This is a genomic window from Rhizobium sp. L43 (assembly GCF_002531725.1).
Taxonomy (GTDB): Bacteria; Pseudomonadota; Alphaproteobacteria; order Rhizobiales; family Rhizobiaceae; genus Rhizobium.
The window spans coordinates 1-14951 of sequence record NZ_NWSQ01000010.1; the positions used below are offsets into that span (position 1 = coordinate 1).

Annotated in this window: 14 protein-coding genes, 2 pseudogenes and 1 riboswitch; of the genes and pseudogenes, 10 read left to right on the top strand and 6 right to left on the bottom strand. The window is 62.8% G+C overall.

The window, feature by feature from the left end:
• A pseudogene (locus tag CO667_RS14370) lies at nt 1-956 on the top strand (hypothetical protein); the annotation flags it as partial.
• 251 nt (nt 957-1207) lie between these two features.
• Here the strand turns inward: CO667_RS14370 and CO667_RS35385 are convergent.
• A complete protein-coding gene (locus CO667_RS35385; RefSeq protein ID WP_097619204.1) occupies nt 1208-1381 on the bottom strand; it encodes a hypothetical protein in 174 nt (57 codons plus the stop codon).
• Nucleotides 1382-1537: 156 nt separating this feature from the next.
• Here CO667_RS35385 and CO667_RS14380 point away from each other — a divergent pair, with 156 nt between their 5' ends.
• On the top strand, nt 1538-1738 hold the full coding sequence (locus CO667_RS14380; RefSeq protein ID WP_097619011.1) for a hypothetical protein: 201 nt from the start codon (nt 1538-1540) through the stop codon (nt 1736-1738).
• Between the two features lies 1 nt (nt 1739).
• Nucleotides 1740-1943 (top strand): hypothetical protein, encoded by a 204-nt coding sequence (locus tag CO667_RS14385; protein WP_097619012.1) that lies wholly within the window; start codon nt 1740-1742, stop codon nt 1941-1943.
• 100 nt (nt 1944-2043) lie between these two features.
• Here the strand turns inward: CO667_RS14385 and CO667_RS14390 are convergent, their stop codons facing one another.
• Nucleotides 2044-2931 (bottom strand): SDR family oxidoreductase, encoded by an 888-nt coding sequence (locus CO667_RS14390; RefSeq protein WP_097619013.1) that lies wholly within the window; start codon nt 2929-2931, stop codon nt 2044-2046.
• A 92-nt stretch (nt 2932-3023) separates the two neighbouring features.
• Between CO667_RS14390 and CO667_RS14395 the strand changes: the two genes are divergently transcribed.
• Together CO667_RS14395 and CO667_RS14400 are read left to right on the top strand one after the other, a co-directional pair.
• Nucleotides 3024-3848 (top strand): helix-turn-helix transcriptional regulator, encoded by an 825-nt coding sequence (locus CO667_RS14395; protein WP_097619014.1) that lies wholly within the window; start codon nt 3024-3026, stop codon nt 3846-3848.
• Between the two features lie 332 nt (nt 3849-4180).
• Nucleotides 4181-5722, top strand: a complete 1542-nt coding sequence (locus tag CO667_RS14400; protein ID WP_097619015.1) for an Ig-like domain-containing protein — start codon at nt 4181-4183, stop codon at nt 5720-5722.
• Nucleotides 5723-5828: 106 nt separating this feature from the next.
• Here CO667_RS14400 and ftsZ read toward each other — a convergent pair whose 3' ends face one another.
• On the bottom strand, nt 5829-6851 hold the full coding sequence (gene ftsZ, locus CO667_RS14405; RefSeq protein ID WP_085737635.1) for a cell division protein FtsZ: 1023 nt from the start codon (nt 6849-6851) through the stop codon (nt 5829-5831).
• A gap of 234 nt (nt 6852-7085) precedes the next feature.
• Here ftsZ and CO667_RS14410 point away from each other — a divergent pair, with 234 nt between their 5' ends.
• Nucleotides 7086-7484 (top strand): hypothetical protein, encoded by a 399-nt coding sequence (locus tag CO667_RS14410; protein ID WP_097619016.1) that lies wholly within the window; start codon nt 7086-7088, stop codon nt 7482-7484.
• 369 nt (nt 7485-7853) lie between these two features.
• A complete protein-coding gene (locus tag CO667_RS14420; RefSeq protein ID WP_097619205.1) occupies nt 7854-9554 on the top strand; it encodes an acetolactate synthase 3 large subunit in 1701 nt (566 codons plus the stop codon).
• 508 nt (nt 9555-10062) lie between these two features.
• Here the strand turns inward: CO667_RS14420 and CO667_RS14425 are convergent.
• Nucleotides 10063-11061 (bottom strand): AraC family transcriptional regulator, encoded by a 999-nt coding sequence (locus tag CO667_RS14425; protein WP_097619017.1) that lies wholly within the window; start codon nt 11059-11061, stop codon nt 10063-10065.
• Nucleotides 11062-11126: 65 nt separating this feature from the next.
• Between CO667_RS14425 and CO667_RS14430 the strand changes: the two genes are divergently transcribed.
• A complete protein-coding gene (locus tag CO667_RS14430; protein ID WP_097619018.1) occupies nt 11127-11495 on the top strand; it encodes a DsrE family protein in 369 nt (122 codons plus the stop codon).
• A 126-nt stretch (nt 11496-11621) separates the two neighbouring features.
• Nucleotides 11622-12902, top strand: coding sequence for a bifunctional sulfur transferase/dioxygenase Blh (gene blh / locus CO667_RS14435; RefSeq protein ID WP_097619206.1), 1281 nt, complete (start codon nt 11622-11624; stop codon nt 12900-12902).
• A 38-nt stretch (nt 12903-12940) separates the two neighbouring features.
• Here the strand turns inward: blh and CO667_RS35880 are convergent.
• Both CO667_RS35880 and CO667_RS14445 read right to left on the bottom strand, forming a co-directional pair.
• Nucleotides 12941-13033: pseudogene (locus CO667_RS35880) on the bottom strand (type II toxin-antitoxin system VapC family toxin); the annotation flags it as partial.
• Nucleotides 13030-13287 (bottom strand): type II toxin-antitoxin system prevent-host-death family antitoxin, encoded by a 258-nt coding sequence (locus tag CO667_RS14445; protein ID WP_097619019.1) that lies wholly within the window; start codon nt 13285-13287, stop codon nt 13030-13032. The gene CO667_RS14445 and the pseudogene CO667_RS35880, both read right to left, overlap by 4 nt.
• A gap of 197 nt (nt 13288-13484) precedes the next feature.
• A riboswitch (cobalamin riboswitch) is annotated at nt 13485-13741 on the top strand.
• Nucleotides 13742-13934: 193 nt separating this feature from the next.
• Between CO667_RS14445 and CO667_RS14450 the strand changes: the two genes are divergently transcribed.
• A complete protein-coding gene (locus CO667_RS14450) occupies nt 13935-14951 on the top strand; it encodes an ABC transporter substrate-binding protein (RefSeq protein ID WP_097619020.1) in 1017 nt (338 codons plus the stop codon).

The window sequence follows — 14951 nt, forward strand, 5'->3', positions numbered from 1 at the left end:
TCGTCGTCGCCATCACCGGCGCAGATGATGGTCCAGCTAGACAGGCGCCGACCGACATTAAGCTGACGCCAGTCGTTCCGGCGGATAGCGTCAACTTCAATAGTTTTGAGTTCAGTGGGCTGCTGACGGCGACTGATCCCGACGCAGGTGGATTCAGCTTCAGCATTGCCTCGCAGTCGAATCCGGGCTTATTTTCGATTACCGGCAATACGCTTCATTCGGATGCGCTATCGACGAACGGTACATTTTCAGTGACGGTAACGGCAACGCAGACCGGTGATCCTATAGGCCCGGCCTTCGAAAAGACCGAGACGTTCACGATTATCACCGGTGGCAATGGCAACTCAGTGGACAATCCGACCGGTGGAACGGGCGACGATATGCTCTACGGCGGTGGCGGTAACGATATGATGTTCGGGCTCGGAGGTGACGACACTCTTTTCGGCCAAGACGGCAACGACACCCTAAACGGTGGTGCTGGCAACAACACCCTGACCGGCGGCGTGGGAAATGATACCTTCTTTTTGCAAAAGTTCGCCACCACCACGAACCATATGACTGACTTCAACGCTGGGACGAATAGCACAACCGTGGACAGGTTCCAGTTGGACGTCGGAGGCGGCACGTTCGAGTTTGCCGTCGGCAACAACAATACAAGCGTGGACAATGTGAAGGTGGGAAACAACGGCACGATCAATGTTGCCGGAACGGAGGTTGCCGTCAAAACGGACGTGAGCGTCACGAACGCAACCGTCCAGAGCACCATCAATGGTTACAGCAACATAACCACAGGGGCATTGTTCGTGTTCCACAATACGGATCTCGGCCATGCGGCGGTCTACTACGATCAGAACCCAAGTTCAGCCGGCGGCGCGGTGCTGGTTGCTGAATTCGACAACATCACCACCCTCGGCGGGCTTTCAAACTTCAACTCGGGCGACTTCTTGTTTGGCTGAGGCGGTCTGTGATCACGACCAGCATTCACCGCAAACGCAGCCCAATGGAGACCTCGCCTGCGGCGTCAATGACAGGATCCATAGGCGGCGCAGGCAGGTGTCTTCCGACAGCAGCGAGATTCTGTGCCCATTCCCGTACTCGGGCCTGACGGGGAGGTTCCGGACGTTTGTGCGCCCAGCGCGCTGGGCGCGACGGATTCATCGGGTGGTGGATAGCATCAGGTCACACGCGTTGCGGCAGCCTGCCGACCTCAATTGCTGCCGTTGTTGGGCCGTGCCTTGGCGCTGTCATTGCTGCTGTCCGAGGCGGTTTTTCCGTCTGGCTGTTGGCCGAAATAGGTGCCACCAAGGTGGCCGCCGGCGCTGGTATTTCTGACCTGTTGCTCGGCGCGTTTCTGAAGGTCACGAACGTTGGTCTTGCTCATCTTCGGCTCCATGTTTCCGGTTGCGACCTCACACCAACCGATGGGCGGCGACACTGTTCCATATTTTCTGTGCCAACTGCCCGCCGTGATCTCGCAAAAGCGTGGAACAGTTCCGGCTCTTTGCGGTTTTCCTTACTCAAACCAAGGAGAACGAAGATGGGCATGACGACACCGAGGGATGGCGCTCCCGGCACCACCGACCAGTCCCCCCGCTGGGAGGGTCCGAAGGGCAATAGGCCGCGCGGCTACCTGAAAGCCAAGGATGATCCGGATCGCGATCGCGACGCGAAGGGCGAAAACAACCGCGATCCCGAGACCAAAAATCTCGGCGACGCGATGAAGCAGAAGGGCGATTGAGATGGCCAATCCCGAGAAGGACGCAGCCGGCCAGTTCGCAAAATCCCGTGCCGACCGGAAAAGCAGCGGCGTTGCCAGCGCCAAGCCGACCGTCATCACCGGCTCGGAAGATGCCACGGTGCACAAGAACCCGCCCGGCAAGACGAAGCCCGAGAAGGATTGGGATATCAACTACGATCCGGCCGACAGGAACGAGAGCCGTTAGCACTAGCTCCACTGTCGCCTCCTCGCGAGCCAAGCCGCGAGGCATTTCCGTTTTTTCCAGTCACGGAAATTGCTCCAATTTCATATCTGGACACCCTTTCTTACCCACCGAAATAGGTGGGATGGTCGATATCGGCGAGGAGGCCGGACTGTTGCGGCTGCCAGCCGAGCAGCGCGCGGGTATGCTCGCTCGAGGTCGGGATGTCGAAGCCGGCGAACATCCCGAACCAGCCAAAATGCTCGGCCGCTTCTTCCCGTGAAAGCGAGATAGCGGGCACATCGAGCCGCCGGCCGATGACCTCGGCGATCTGCCTGAAGGGAACTTCTTCCGCGACTGCCAGGAACGGGCCGCCGATGGCGCCGCGCTCCAGCGCCAGCCGATAAACCCGGGCGGCATCGAGCCGGTGCACGGCCGGCCACCGGTTCTGCCCTTCGCCGATATAGGCCGAGACGCCCTTGCGCCGGGCCAAATCGATCAGGATCGGCACGAAGCCGTGGTCCCCATGGCCATGCACCGAGGGCGGCAGCCGGACGGTGGAGGCGCGCACGCCACGGGCGACCAGCGATACCGCGGTGATTTCGGAGGCGCGAGGGTATGTCTCCGACGTCGGCATGGGCGGATCCTTCTCGGTGCCGACGCGGCCGGGGGCAAAGCCAAGGCCGGCCGTGACCAGCAGCGGACGATCGGAGCCTTGGAGGGCTTCGCCGAGCGCCTCGATGGCGCGCCGGTCGGCGGTGCAGTTCTCGGCGAATTTCGAGAAATCATGGTTGAAGGCCGTGTGGATCACGGCGTCCGCCTCGGCGCCGCCGCTCTTCAGGCTTTCCAGGTCATCGAGCGTGCCGCGATGGACCGCAGCACCGGCGGTCGCCAGTTGATCCGCTCCCTTGTCGGAGCGGGTGAGGCCGAGCACCTGATGGCCGGCGGCGATCAATTCATTGACGACGGCCGAGCCGACCCAGCCGGTGGCTCCAGTGACGAATACGCGCATCTGATATCTCCAGGTTTTTGCCGGAGACACATATCGGCTCTGCCTGTATCATGGTAAAGTAGTGACATTATCATGGTATAAAGGCTAACAGGATGGGTGAATTCGTCACCTCGGATAACCGGCTCGGCGCCTATCTGAAGGGGCGCCGCGTCAGGCTCGATCCCGCGGCCCTCGGTTTTGCGGGGGAGCGGCGGCGCACGCCGGGTCTGCGGCGCGAGGAGGTGGCGAGCCGTGCCAATATCAGCCCGACCTGGTACACCTGGCTGGAGCAGGGGCGCGGTGGTGCGCCATCTGCCGACGTGCTCGACCGGATCTCTCGCGCGCTGATGCTGACGGATGTCGAGCGCGAGCATCTCTTCCTCATCGGCCTCGGCCGGCCGCCCGAGGTGCGCTACCACAGGCAAGAGGGCGTGACGCCGAGGTTGCAAGGCGTGCTCGATGCTCTGGACCCGAGCCCGGCGCTGATCCGCAACGCCATCTGGGACGTGATTGCCTGGAACAGGGCGGCGACTGTGCTTCTAACCGATTACGGCGCGCTGCCTCCGGAAGAGCGCAACGTGCTGCGCTTCATCTTCCTTGACCCGCGCGTGCGCGCCGCCCAGTACGACTGGGAAAGTGTCGCCCGCTTCGTCGTCGCCGCTTTCCGCGTGGATGCGGCCCGCGCGGGTGCTGCGGCCGAGGTCGAGCCCCTCGTCGACGAACTCTGCCGCAAGAGCCCCGAATTCCTGGCGATGTGGCGCGACAACGACGTGCGTAGCCACGGCGAGGGCGCCAAGCACATCAAACACCCCATCCTCGGCCCTCTCGCTTTCGAATATTCCGCCTTCCAGGTGGATGGCCGGCCGGATCTCAGCATGGTGGTGTACAACCCGGCGACGGCCGCGGATGCGGCGAAGATCAGGGGCTTGGTGGGCTGAGACGAGGGCAATTGGTTGATCGATGATATAGCGGTCATCATCGCCTCAAGCCGGACAAATCTGCCGTCATCCTGTGCATCGACGCGCGCAAGATTGATGCTGCGCGGGTTGGGGGATTTCAATGAATTCATATCGTGCCGCGGTCTTGGTCGCCGCGTCGGTCTTGATGGTGCTGTCTGCGTCGGCGGCATCCGCCTGGGGCGAACCCCCAAGGCATGACAAAGCTGTGAAAAGCTAAAATACTACTCCTGCTAGAAAATTCATTGACCGTGCCGGTGTCAGCTGCTTTCCTCCCGATAGACCAAGGCGAATGGATCTTGAAGGAGATATCCATGACAGTTCTTACAAAACCTGTGGCGGTCGATGATGTCAGCAGCGCTTCCGAGAATGACGTGATCTCGGGCAATCTGCTGCATAATGATCTGGCCGGGGGCTCCGGCAACATGTTCCTCAACTTTTTCGATGGCGAGCGGGTTCTCGCCAAGGCGGCCGGGCAGATCACCGATATCGAGGGTGAATACGGCACGTTTCACGTCAAGGCCGACGGCTCTTATACCTATACGCTGAACGAGGCCGCCAAGGCGGGCTTCGTTGACGGAATGACGTTGACGGAGACGATCGGCTACAAGATCTCCGACGGCGCCGGCAACACCGATGTCGGCCATTTCACGCTCGACATTCACGGGGTCACGAGCCCGCCGGTCGCGGTCGACGACGCCTTGTCCTTCCGCGAAGGAAGCGAGATGGCCCGCAACGTGCTCGCCAATGATCACGCGGGAGAGGCGGGCACGCTCTTCCTGCGCTCGGTCGAGGGCACCAGCATTCCTGCCGGTCAGGGGCAAGGGCAGACGACCGACGTGGCGGGTGAATTCGGCACCTTCCATTTCGCAAGCGATGGAAGCTTCACCTACGATCTCGATCCGGCCGTCAAGGCGGGCCTCGATGACGGCGAGCATGTCACCGAGAAACTCCAATACTACAAGGTCTCCGACGGCGCGGGTCACGCGGACGCCGGCGTGATCACCCTGACCGTCGACGGCGCGACGGACGGGAAGTCGTTGAACACCAATCATGTCGAGGCCCAGGCTGATGTCGTGCGCCCCTTCGATGACCACTACGAACTCCAGGGGGTGGCGATCGATCCGCTGACGGGCAAGTATTACGTCAGCTCCGGCCATGGTTTCCCGGATGATTCCATGGTGAGCATTTACGACAACGCCGCCGCATTCGAGGCCGGCAAGGCCAGCGGCGCCATCTCCCTCGGCGACTATGACAAGGGCGAATATGACATCGGCGGAACCTATTTTTCGGTCCGCGGCGGCGAGATCATCGGAAGAACCAACGAGGCGAGGGGCGAGGAAGACCCTTTCCCCGATCAGACCTATCTCGCAAAGTGGGATGCCGCCGACGGATCGCTCGATCAGAAGGGGGCTTCGATTCCCGGGCTCGTCGGTCAGAACGGGGCGGGTACATTCGACTGGGGTGGATTCACGGCCGTCAATACGATGCAGGATTCGACCGGCATTTACGTCGTCGGCCGCATCAACGATTCCACCTGGCAGGTCTCCAAAATCGATCCCGACACGCTGAGCCCGATCGAATCCAAGACCTTTTCGGCCGGCGGGCTCGGATACGGCTTTGCCGTCAACGGCACGTTCTTCTTCGGCGATTCCTTCGGCAGCGAGCATATCGGCACGGCATTCGACTTTGCGACCGGGGTCAAGACAACGGTCGATGTCAACATCGCCATATCAGGAGACGACTCCACCACCAACGTGGTCTATGATTCAGCGGCGGATAATCTCTACATCACCAACAGCATGACCGACGAAATCTCCGTGGTGCACAACGTCTCGGACATACTCTTCGCCTGACGGTCTTTACTGGCCGAATAGTGACGCCGCCCGCCCATTTTCCACAGGGTGGGGCGGCGTTTATCGCTCAGTGCCATGGTGAGCAGACCAATATGACAGTGGCCGCTTACTGCAGCGTGCGCGTCTGGATCTGTTCGGCCGGGGCGTGAGAAGCGGATGCGGGCAGGGAGCTGCCTTCCAGGCCGGTCGCCACGACCGAGACGCGGAACTTGCCGTCAAGGCTGCGGTCGAAGATGGCGCCGACGACGATATCGGCGTCGTCCTGCACCTCGTCGCGAATGCGGCTTGCCGCTTCGTCCACTTCGAACAGCGTCATATCCGAGCCGCCCGATATCGAGATCAGCACGCCTTTGGCGCCTCTCATCGAGATATCGTCGAGAAGCGGGTTGGCGATTGCCGCTTCCGCCGCCTTCATCGCGCGGCTCTCGCCGGAGGCTTCGCCAGTGCCCATCATGGCGCGTCCCATGCCTTGCATGACCGACTTCACGTCGGCAAAATCGAGATTGATCAGGCCTTCCTTGACGATGAGATCGGTGATGCAGCCGACGCCGGCATAGAGCACGCGGTCGGCCGTCATGAAGGCATCGGCGAAAGTCGTTTTCGCATCGGCGATGCGGAAAAGATTCTGATTGGGAATGACGATGACGGTATCGGCTGCCTGGCGGAGTGCCTCGATGCCGACTTCCGCCGTCCGCATGCGGCGATTGCCCTCAAAGGTAAAGGGCTTGGTGACGACGCCGACCGTCAGGATGCCGGCGGCACGCGCGGCGCGCGCGATGACAGGTGCAGCACCCGTGCCCGTCCCGCCGCCCATGCCGGCGGTGACAAAGCACATGTGCGATCCTGCCAGGTGATCCATGATCTCATCGATCGACTCCTCGGCAGCCGCATGGCCGATCTCAGGCAGCGAACCGGCGCCGAGACCCTCCGTTACGTTCGCGCCGAGTTGAATGCGCCGCGTCGCCTTGGACGTGGCGAGGACCTGGGCGTCCGTATTTGCGGCGATGAATTCAACGCCTGCCAGCTTTTCCGCAATCATATTGTTGATCGCATTGCCGCCACCGCCGCCGACGCCGATGACTGTAATATGCGGCCGCAGTCCCGAAATGCCGCTCTTGGCGTCCGTCATCGCACTCTCCTTTGATGCTTCGTTCACGCCACGCCCTCGTCGTGGCCAGCGAATCGGCGCTTAGGATAGCCGCCCAAGAAGGCAGAGGCGAGGCGAAAGAAGTCTTAGGGCCGCAGCCGAAGGCCCGCTGCACAAATGCGCTGCGGATTTCGACAAAAGCCCCGAGGGCGCGTGAACCAATGCCGCGCCGGGGTGTTTACTGACATGCCTCATATCTCCGAAAGGACGGTTCCCATGCAAAGACTTCTTCTATCGGGCCTTGCCCTTGCTGCACTTGCCGGCGCTGCCTTCGCGCAGGAGCCGCCCGCCCCGCCATCCGCGGGGACACCGCCCGCCGCGGCCGAGCCAAGCTCACCGCCTCCGCCTGCATCCGGCGATGAGGGGGCGATGCGGAGCGGGCCGGATGGGCCGCCGAGAGACCGTCCCGATTACCGATGGCACGGTTCGAGAGGCGACATGGGCTTTCGTGGTTTCCGGGGCCATCGCCCGCCACCGCCGCTGTCCAAGGCAGCGCATTTCCGGATCGAGGACGGGAACACCCGGATCGATCTGCAATGCGCCGAGGACGAACCAATGAAGGCCTGCGCCGATCTGCTGCTGCAGGTAATGGACCGCTTGCAGGGCCGGGACTAACCTTGCTTCTCCGCGCATGAAGCGGGATGCCGGCGGCGACGCGACCAACCGCGCCCTGGGTCGCTTCCCGATCGGCTACCCGCCGCCCGAAGTGCAATTTCTCCGGGAGCATTGACGACGCTCCAATTTGGATTTAGCTATGCTGCCATGAAAATCGCAATGGTTCTGGCAGTGGTGATAGGGCGCATGGGCAGGGTGGTGTAACCATCCGGCGAAGGCACCCATGCGCGGTAAGCAGGCTCCTGACGGGGCCTTTTTTTATGCCCTGAATCCGGGCGTGCGCCTCGTCGGACTTTCCACACATCATCACACTGATCAAGGAACGGAACCATGAGATCCCGTCATTCCATCGACACCCCGCGCGCGCAGATGACCGGCGCGGAAATTGTTCTCCAGGCGCTGAGAGACAACGGCGTCCAGCATATTTTCGGCTATCCCGGCGCTGCCGTGCTGCCGATCTACGACGAGCTTTTCCAGCAGGAAGACATCAGGCACATTCTGGTTCGTCATGAGCAGGGCGCCGGCCATGCCGCCGAGGGCTATGCCCGCTCGACGGGCAAGGTCGGCGTCATGCTGGTCACATCGGGCCCCGGCGTCACCAACGCCATCACGCCCCTCCAGGATGCCTTGATGGATTCCGTCCCGCTCGTCTGCCTGTCCGGCCAGGTACCGACGACGCTGATCGGGTCCGATGCGTTCCAGGAATGCGATACCGTCGGCATCACCCGAGCCTGCACAAAACACAATCGGCTGGTCGGCGACGTCAATGATCTTGCGGCGACCATCCACGAGGCCTTTCGCATCGCCAGATCCGGCCGGCCCGGCCCCGTTCTGGTCGACATGCCCAAGGACGTGCTGTTTGCGAGCGGCAGCTACACGCCGCCGGAGGCCGTCGGCCGGCGAATAAGCTACCAGCCGGACCGTCGTGGCGACATCGGGAAGATCGAGGCTGCCGTCGCTCTGATGGCGACGGCGCGCCGACCGGTCATCTGCGTGGGCGGCGGCGTGATCAATTCCGGCCCTGAAGCGGTAAAGCTGTTGCGCGAGCTGGTCGATCTCTCCGGCTTTCCCGTCACGTCGACGCTGATGGGGCTCGGCGCCTATCCGGCTTCCAGCCCGAACTGGCTGAAGATGGCCGGGCTTCACGGCTCCTATGAGGCCAACATGGCGATGCACGACTGCGACCTCATGCTCTGCATCGGGGCGCGCTTCGACGGTGGGGTCACCTCCAGCATCGATAGCTTCTCGCCGAATTCCCGGAAGATTCATATCGATATCGATGCTTCCTCGCTCAACAAGACTGTGCGCGCCGATATCGGCATCCGGGGCGATGCCGCCCACGTGCTCGCCGACCTCGTTCGTCTGTGGCGGGCGCTGCCGCAGGCGCCGGACCGGGCGGGACTGACCGAGTGGTGGGGCACGATTGCGGGCTGGCGGGCGCGGCGATCGTTTTCCTACGCGATGCGCGACGACGTCATCATGCCGCAATATGCCATCGAGCGGCTCCATCAGCTGACGAAGGATCGGGATACTTACATCACGACGGAGGTCGGCCAGCATCGGATCTGGGCGGCGCAATATTACGACTTCGAGCGGCCGAACCGCTGGATGGCATCAGGCGGCCTGGGGACCATGGGATACGCGCTGCCCGCGGCCCTCGGCGTGCAGATCGCGAATCCCAACAGCCTCGTCATCGACATAGCGGGCGATGCCTGCGTGCAGCTGACGATGAAGGAAATGTCGGCTGCCGTGCAGCACGAGGCGCCGATCAAGATCTTCATTCTCAACAACGGCTATTCGGGAACGGTTCGGCAGCGGCAGCACGGAAACCCGGATTTCGTGAAACTTGCGGAAGCCTATGGCGGACACGGCATTCGCTGCGAGAAACCCGCCGAACTCGACGATGCAATCCTGGAGATGATTGAGGTCGACATGCCTGTTCTGTTTGACTGCCGCGTCGCAGAACTCGCCAATTGCCTGCCGATGATCCGCACCGGCCGGGCACACAATGACATGCTGCTGCCCGGCGGGCTCGACGGCGCGCCATTTGGCGTCAGCAGGCCTTGGTAGAAAGGGGCAGCTCTGAAACAGTGCATCACGGCGGCGACGTCAAGGGCGTGATGCTCGATGCGCCGCCGCCGCAGGGGTGAATACCGCCGGCCATCCTTTCAGGAAATGCGGCAACGCTGCTCCTTGCTTGCGTTGGACGCTGGCGCACCCGCCTCGTCCTTCGAGGCCCCTTCGGGACACCTCAGGATGAGGCTCTCTTGGGCGCTGGCGCAATAGGAGCTGGAAGCAAATCGCGGCATCCTCAAACGCTTCTGATTGGGCGGCATCCTCCGCGCTCCCTCATCTGCTGAGGCGCGCAGCCCATAGGGCGGAGCCTCGAAGGACACGCCGCAGCGCCGCTCATTGCATGCATCGGACGCCGAGGGCCCGCCTCGTCCTTCGAGGTCCCTTCGGGGTACCTTAGGATGAGGCTCTCTTGGACGTTGGCGCGGGCTGCCGCAAAGGCCAGTAAGTGGAACGTTTGCCGACCAAATAGTGCTGTCGACCCGATGTCTGACGCCCTCACGCTCTACGCCTGTGCCATCACCCGCCACGCCGCCGGCGGGGTGCCGAATGCCCGCGAAAAGGCGCGGTTGAAGGCGGCTTCCGTGGCGTAGCCGGTGTCGTCGGCGATCGCCGCGATCGGCCGGCCTGAGGTGGCGAGCGCAACACTTGCGAGGTAAAGCCGCCAGTCCCTGATATAGCGGATCGGCGAGGTCGAGAGCATTGCCTGGAAGCGGTCGGCGAGTGCGCTGCGCGACAGGCCGGAGGCTGCGGCCAGGTCCCCCAGCGACCGGTCGCGTCTGGGATCGTCGTGAATGAGGGAGAGACAGCGCGACAGCGCCGGGTCGCTGAGCGCCGCCAGCCAGCCGACCGAGCGCGGTTCGGCCATCATGATCTGGTGGCGCAGGATTTCGATGAAGATGATTTCCGTCAGCCGCGGCAGCATCGAGACGCCCCCGGCGCGCGGTCGATCGACCTCTTCGACCATCTGGCGGATGGTGGCGCGCAGCCAGTCGCCGTCATTGGCGGCCCGTGTCCTGACATGGATCAGCCTGGGCAGCGCCTGGCGCAGCGGCGCGAAGTTCAGCCCATCCCATTGCAGATAGCCGCAGAGCAGCCGAACCCCCTGCGTCGCCTCGCCATAGCGAAGCACGGGAATCTCACGCCACGGCTTCTGCGGCAGGTCGCGGGTCGGCAGCACCAGCATGCCGTCTCTTCCTGCCCCGAGTTGATGCCCGGTGCCGAAGGGAAAGATCAGCACGTCGCCGGCCTCCAGCTCGGTTTCTTCGCCTTCGGTTTTCAGCCAGCAGTTGCCGGCGACGACGATGTGAAACGGCATCGTGCCCGAGGACTTCGCCGAAAGGCTCGCCAAGGCCGGCGCGGCATCGGTCTGCCAGTCGCCGGTCGGCATGAAGCAGAACTGCAGCGATCCCGAAAGACGGATCGTCGACAGCAGCGCCGACAACACGTCGTCGCGCACGACGCCGCCCATAGCGTCTGGATTTTCGGACAAGGCTTCACGCATTCCGGCCAAATACGCGCCCCGCGCACCCTCCTATGGTGAACACGTCATTTCAACAGGAGAATACTATGCAAAGCCGAAGCGATAAACTGGTCGTGCTCATCACAAAGGGCATCGAATCCGAACTCTCCTCCGTCGCCTTCACCATTGCCAATGGCGGCATCACCGCCGGGCTGCAGGTTTCGGTGTTCCTCACCAGCACCGGGATCGATCTGGTGCGCAAGGGCGGCCAGCGCATGACGCATGTGCCGCCGCTCGATCCGCTGTCGAGCCTGATCGAGAATTTCCGGCAGCGCGGCGGCACGATCTGGGCATGCCCGCCCTGCGTGACCTCGCGCGGTTACACGCAGGAGGACATGCTCGACGGCGTCGTCATCGTCGGCGCCAGCGCCATGCATGCCGAGATCAAGGAGGGTGCTGCGACGCTGTCGTTTTGACCGGGGAGCCGGGGCCGGGCGGCGCGTGGGAGTGCCGAGCGTCTATTCTTGCGCTCGGCAATATACTTGTGAGATTGTATCGATATACATGCGATAATGCCTGATCAGGGCAGCGCGGGGGCTTCGATGATATCCGTGAGGGTCAATGAGCTGATATCGGTGGCGGGACAGCCCGATGCGGCGGGCTTTGCCGCTTTTGCGGCAGACGGCTTTGCCGGCGTCATCAATGCCCGGCCGGATGGCGAGGAGCCGGGGCAGCCCGGCAATGCGGCCGAAAAGGCTTCCGCTTCCGCTGCCGGGCTTTCCTACAGCTTCATACCGGTGAAGGGACAGGAGATCACCGAGGCCGATATCCGCGCCTTCCAGGCAGCGATGGCCGAGGCAAAGGGGCCGGTCGTTGCCCATTGCAAGAGCGGCACACGGGCGCTGACGCTCTATGCTCTGGGCGAGGTGCTGGACGGGCGGATGAAACCCGGGGATGTCGAGACTCTCGGTCAAAACCTCGGCTTCGATCTCATCGGCGCGCGCCGCTGGCTGGAGAAGCGGGCAGGGCAGGTGCCTCATGTGAAGGCCTTCTTCGAGCCCCGCACCTGCAGTGTGCAATATGTCGTTGCCGATCCGGCGACGAGGCGCTGCGCCATCATCGACCCGGTGCTCGATTTCGACGAAATGTCAGGGGCGACGGGCACAGCCAATGCCGACGCCATCCTCGCCCATATCGAACGCGAGGGGCTGATGGTCGAGTGGATACTCGACACGCATCCGCATGCCGACCATTTCTCCGCCGTGCATTACCTCAAAGGAAAGACTGGTGCACTGAGCGCAATCGGCGCCCATGTCGTCGACGTGCAGAAGCTCTGGAAGGAGATCTACAACTGGCCGGCACTCGCAACCGACGGCTCGCAATGGGACCGGCTGTTTGCCGACGGCGACATGTTCGAGATCGGCGCGCTGAAGGCCCGCGTGATGTTCTCGCCTGGCCATACGCTGGCGTCGATCACCTATGTGATCGGCGACGCCGCTTTCGTGCACGATACGGTGTTCACGCCGGATTCCGGTACGGCGCGCACGGATTTCCCAGGCGGCAGTGCCAGCGCCCTCTGGCACTCGATCCAGGCGATCCTGTCGCTGCCCGAAGAGACGCGGCTGTTTTCCGGCCACGACTACCAGCCGGGCGGCCGCCACCCACGCTGGGAAAGCACGGTGGCCGCCCAGAAACGCGCCAATCCGCATATCGCAGGCATCGACGAGGCCGGCTTCGTGGCGCTGCGCCAGGCGCGCGACCGCACGCTGCCGAAGCCGAAGCTGATGCTGCACGCGCTGCAGGTCAATATCCGCGGCGGGCGGCTGCCCGAGCCGGAGGGGAACGGCCGGCGGTATCTGAAGATTCCGCTGGATGCGTTGTGAGGGTGGATTTCCTCACGCATCCACGATCGGAAATCAGCATCGTTTTCGGCTTCAAGGACGGCCATCAGGGCATCGGCTTCCGGCTCGCCGAGCAGGATCGCCATCAGCGCAGAGGTATCGACGGCGATCATTGCGGCAGGCCGTCGTCACCATAGAGAAAATCCTGGCTGCGTGCGGCATCTGTGTCGTCTGCGGCCTTTGCGGCGGCAGACGCCTGCATCGCCTGCATCAGCGCCCGGCGTGTTTTTCCGTCTCGCGCGGCTGTGATCGGAACCAGCCTTACAGCGGCATGGCCATGGCGGGTGAGGATCACCTCGTCGCCGGCTTCGGCACGGCGCACCAGTTCGGTCAATTGCCCCTTCGCATCGGTCACGGATACCCGCATCTCACACGCCGGTCGGGACCATGCTGCGGTCCGATTTCGCTTGAAGTTTAGACCACTCGCTGGACCATATCCACGGAAAATTGGCAAACAGTCGCGGACTGGGCGTCAGCTGCGGGGTTGATGCCTTGGGGCTCAGGCCTATTTCCGGCAAAGCCGCCGCGCTTCCTGTAATAGTGATTGACGTCGTGCGGGCAGGCGACGTAACTGGGGGCGACGGTTCCCTGAAGATGACTCCAAGGGGATTAATAGGGAACACGGTGAGGACGACCCAGTAGGGACCGAGACCGTGGCTGCCCCCGCAACTGTAAGCGGATTGTCGATCATCCGAGGGTGAGCGCATTAGCGATCATCCCCAGGGGCTTTTGGCCCAGCCACTGCGCATGCCGCGCGGGAAGGTGGATGAAACGGCGCATATCCGCAAGCCAGGAGACCTGCCGTCAATCGCGATCCAATCAACCGGGCGGGGATGCCCGGACAAGGAACAGACATGATTGACCTGCTGAACCTTCGCCTGACACCGGCATGCATCCGTCTCGATTGGGCCTCCTGCGGCTAGTCCTCGCGGTCTGCCCGGGTCCGCGTCCGCGCGCCCCGGTCGCCTGCGCGGCATGACCGTATTCATATTTCCCCCCCATATCGAGGTTTTCATGCGTCAAATTCTCGCCATCATGACATTTGCCTTCGGGCTCGCCGGCCTCACGGCACCAAGCCTTGCCGCGACCCGGTATCCACTGACCATCAGCAATTGCGGCCAGCCGGTGACATTCCAGAAGGCGCCCGCCAGGATCGTTTCGATCGGCCAGGGCATGACCGAAATTCTGTTCTCGCTCGGTCTTGCCGACAAGATCACCGGGACGGCCGTCTGGGTCGGTCCCGTCCTGCCGCAATATGCGGCGGCCAACAGCAAGATCAAGCGGCTGGCCGACAACGATCCGAGCTTCGAAGCCGTCGTCGGGCAGGAGCCCGATCTGGTGGCGGCCGAGTTCGAATGGCATGTCGGCCCGCAGGGCTCCGTCGGCAAGCGCGAGCAGTTCGCCGACCTCGGGATCAATACCTACCTTGCGCCGGCCGATTGCGTCGCCAAGGTCAATACCGACGGCGGCGACGGCGTGCGTGGGGAGCTGTTCACGATGGACCTGATCTACCAGGAAATCGCCGAACTCTCCGAGATCTTCGACGTCAAGGAGCGCGGCGATGCCTTGATCGCCCAGCTGAAGAAGCGCGAGGCCGATGCGGTGGCATCGATTTCAGGCGCATCTGCCAAGAACCTGCCCGTGGTCTTCTGGTTCTCCAGCAAGCAAGTCAACGGCGACGCCTTCATCGCCGGCAAGAACAGCGCGCCAGCCTATATTCTGAAGACAATCGGTGCCAGGAACGTCGTGACGACGGAAGAGGAATGGCCGCTGGTCGGCTGGGAAACCATCGCTCAGGCAAATCCCGCCGTCATCGTTCTCGCCACCATGGATCGCCGCCGTTACCCGGCCGACGATCCCAAGGTCAAGGTCGATTTCCTCGAGAACGACCCGGTCACCAGGGAATTGGATGCCGTCAGGAACAAGCACTTCGTGATGATGGACGCGCAATCGATGAACCCGACGATCCGGACGATCGACGGCATCGAGACGCTGGCGAACGGCATCAAGTCCTTCGGTCTTTCGCAGTGA

Coding starts and splice junctions, on each gene's coding strand:
- CO667_RS14390 (WP_097619013.1), bottom strand. CDS start 2,931: ATGCGCGTATTCGTCACTGGAGCCACCGGCTGGGTCGGCTCGGCCGTC.
- CO667_RS14400 (WP_097619015.1), top strand. CDS start 4,181: ATGACAGTTCTTACAAAACCTGTGGCGGTCGATGATGTCAGCAGCGCT.
- CO667_RS14425 (WP_097619017.1), bottom strand. CDS start 11,061: ATGCGTGAAGCCTTGTCCGAAAATCCAGACGCTATGGGCGGCGTCGTG.
- CO667_RS14430 (WP_097619018.1), top strand. CDS start 11,127: ATGCAAAGCCGAAGCGATAAACTGGTCGTGCTCATCACAAAGGGCATC.
- blh (WP_097619206.1), top strand. CDS start 11,622: ATGATATCCGTGAGGGTCAATGAGCTGATATCGGTGGCGGGACAGCCC.
- CO667_RS14445 (WP_097619019.1), bottom strand. CDS start 13,287: ATGCGGGTATCCGTGACCGATGCGAAGGGGCAATTGACCGAACTGGTG.
- CO667_RS35385 (WP_097619204.1), bottom strand. CDS start 1,381: ATGAGCAAGACCAACGTTCGTGACCTTCAGAAACGCGCCGAGCAACAG.
- CO667_RS14380 (WP_097619011.1), top strand. CDS start 1,538: ATGGGCATGACGACACCGAGGGATGGCGCTCCCGGCACCACCGACCAG.
- CO667_RS14450 (WP_097619020.1), top strand. CDS start 13,935: ATGCGTCAAATTCTCGCCATCATGACATTTGCCTTCGGGCTCGCCGGC.
- ftsZ (WP_085737635.1), bottom strand. CDS start 6,851: ATGACGGACGCCAAGAGCGGCATTTCGGGACTGCGGCCGCATATTACA.
- CO667_RS14410 (WP_097619016.1), top strand. CDS start 7,086: ATGCAAAGACTTCTTCTATCGGGCCTTGCCCTTGCTGCACTTGCCGGC.
- CO667_RS14385 (WP_097619012.1), top strand. CDS start 1,740: ATGGCCAATCCCGAGAAGGACGCAGCCGGCCAGTTCGCAAAATCCCGT.
- CO667_RS14420 (WP_097619205.1), top strand. CDS start 7,854: ATGACCGGCGCGGAAATTGTTCTCCAGGCGCTGAGAGACAACGGCGTC.
- CO667_RS14395 (WP_097619014.1), top strand. CDS start 3,024: ATGGGTGAATTCGTCACCTCGGATAACCGGCTCGGCGCCTATCTGAAG.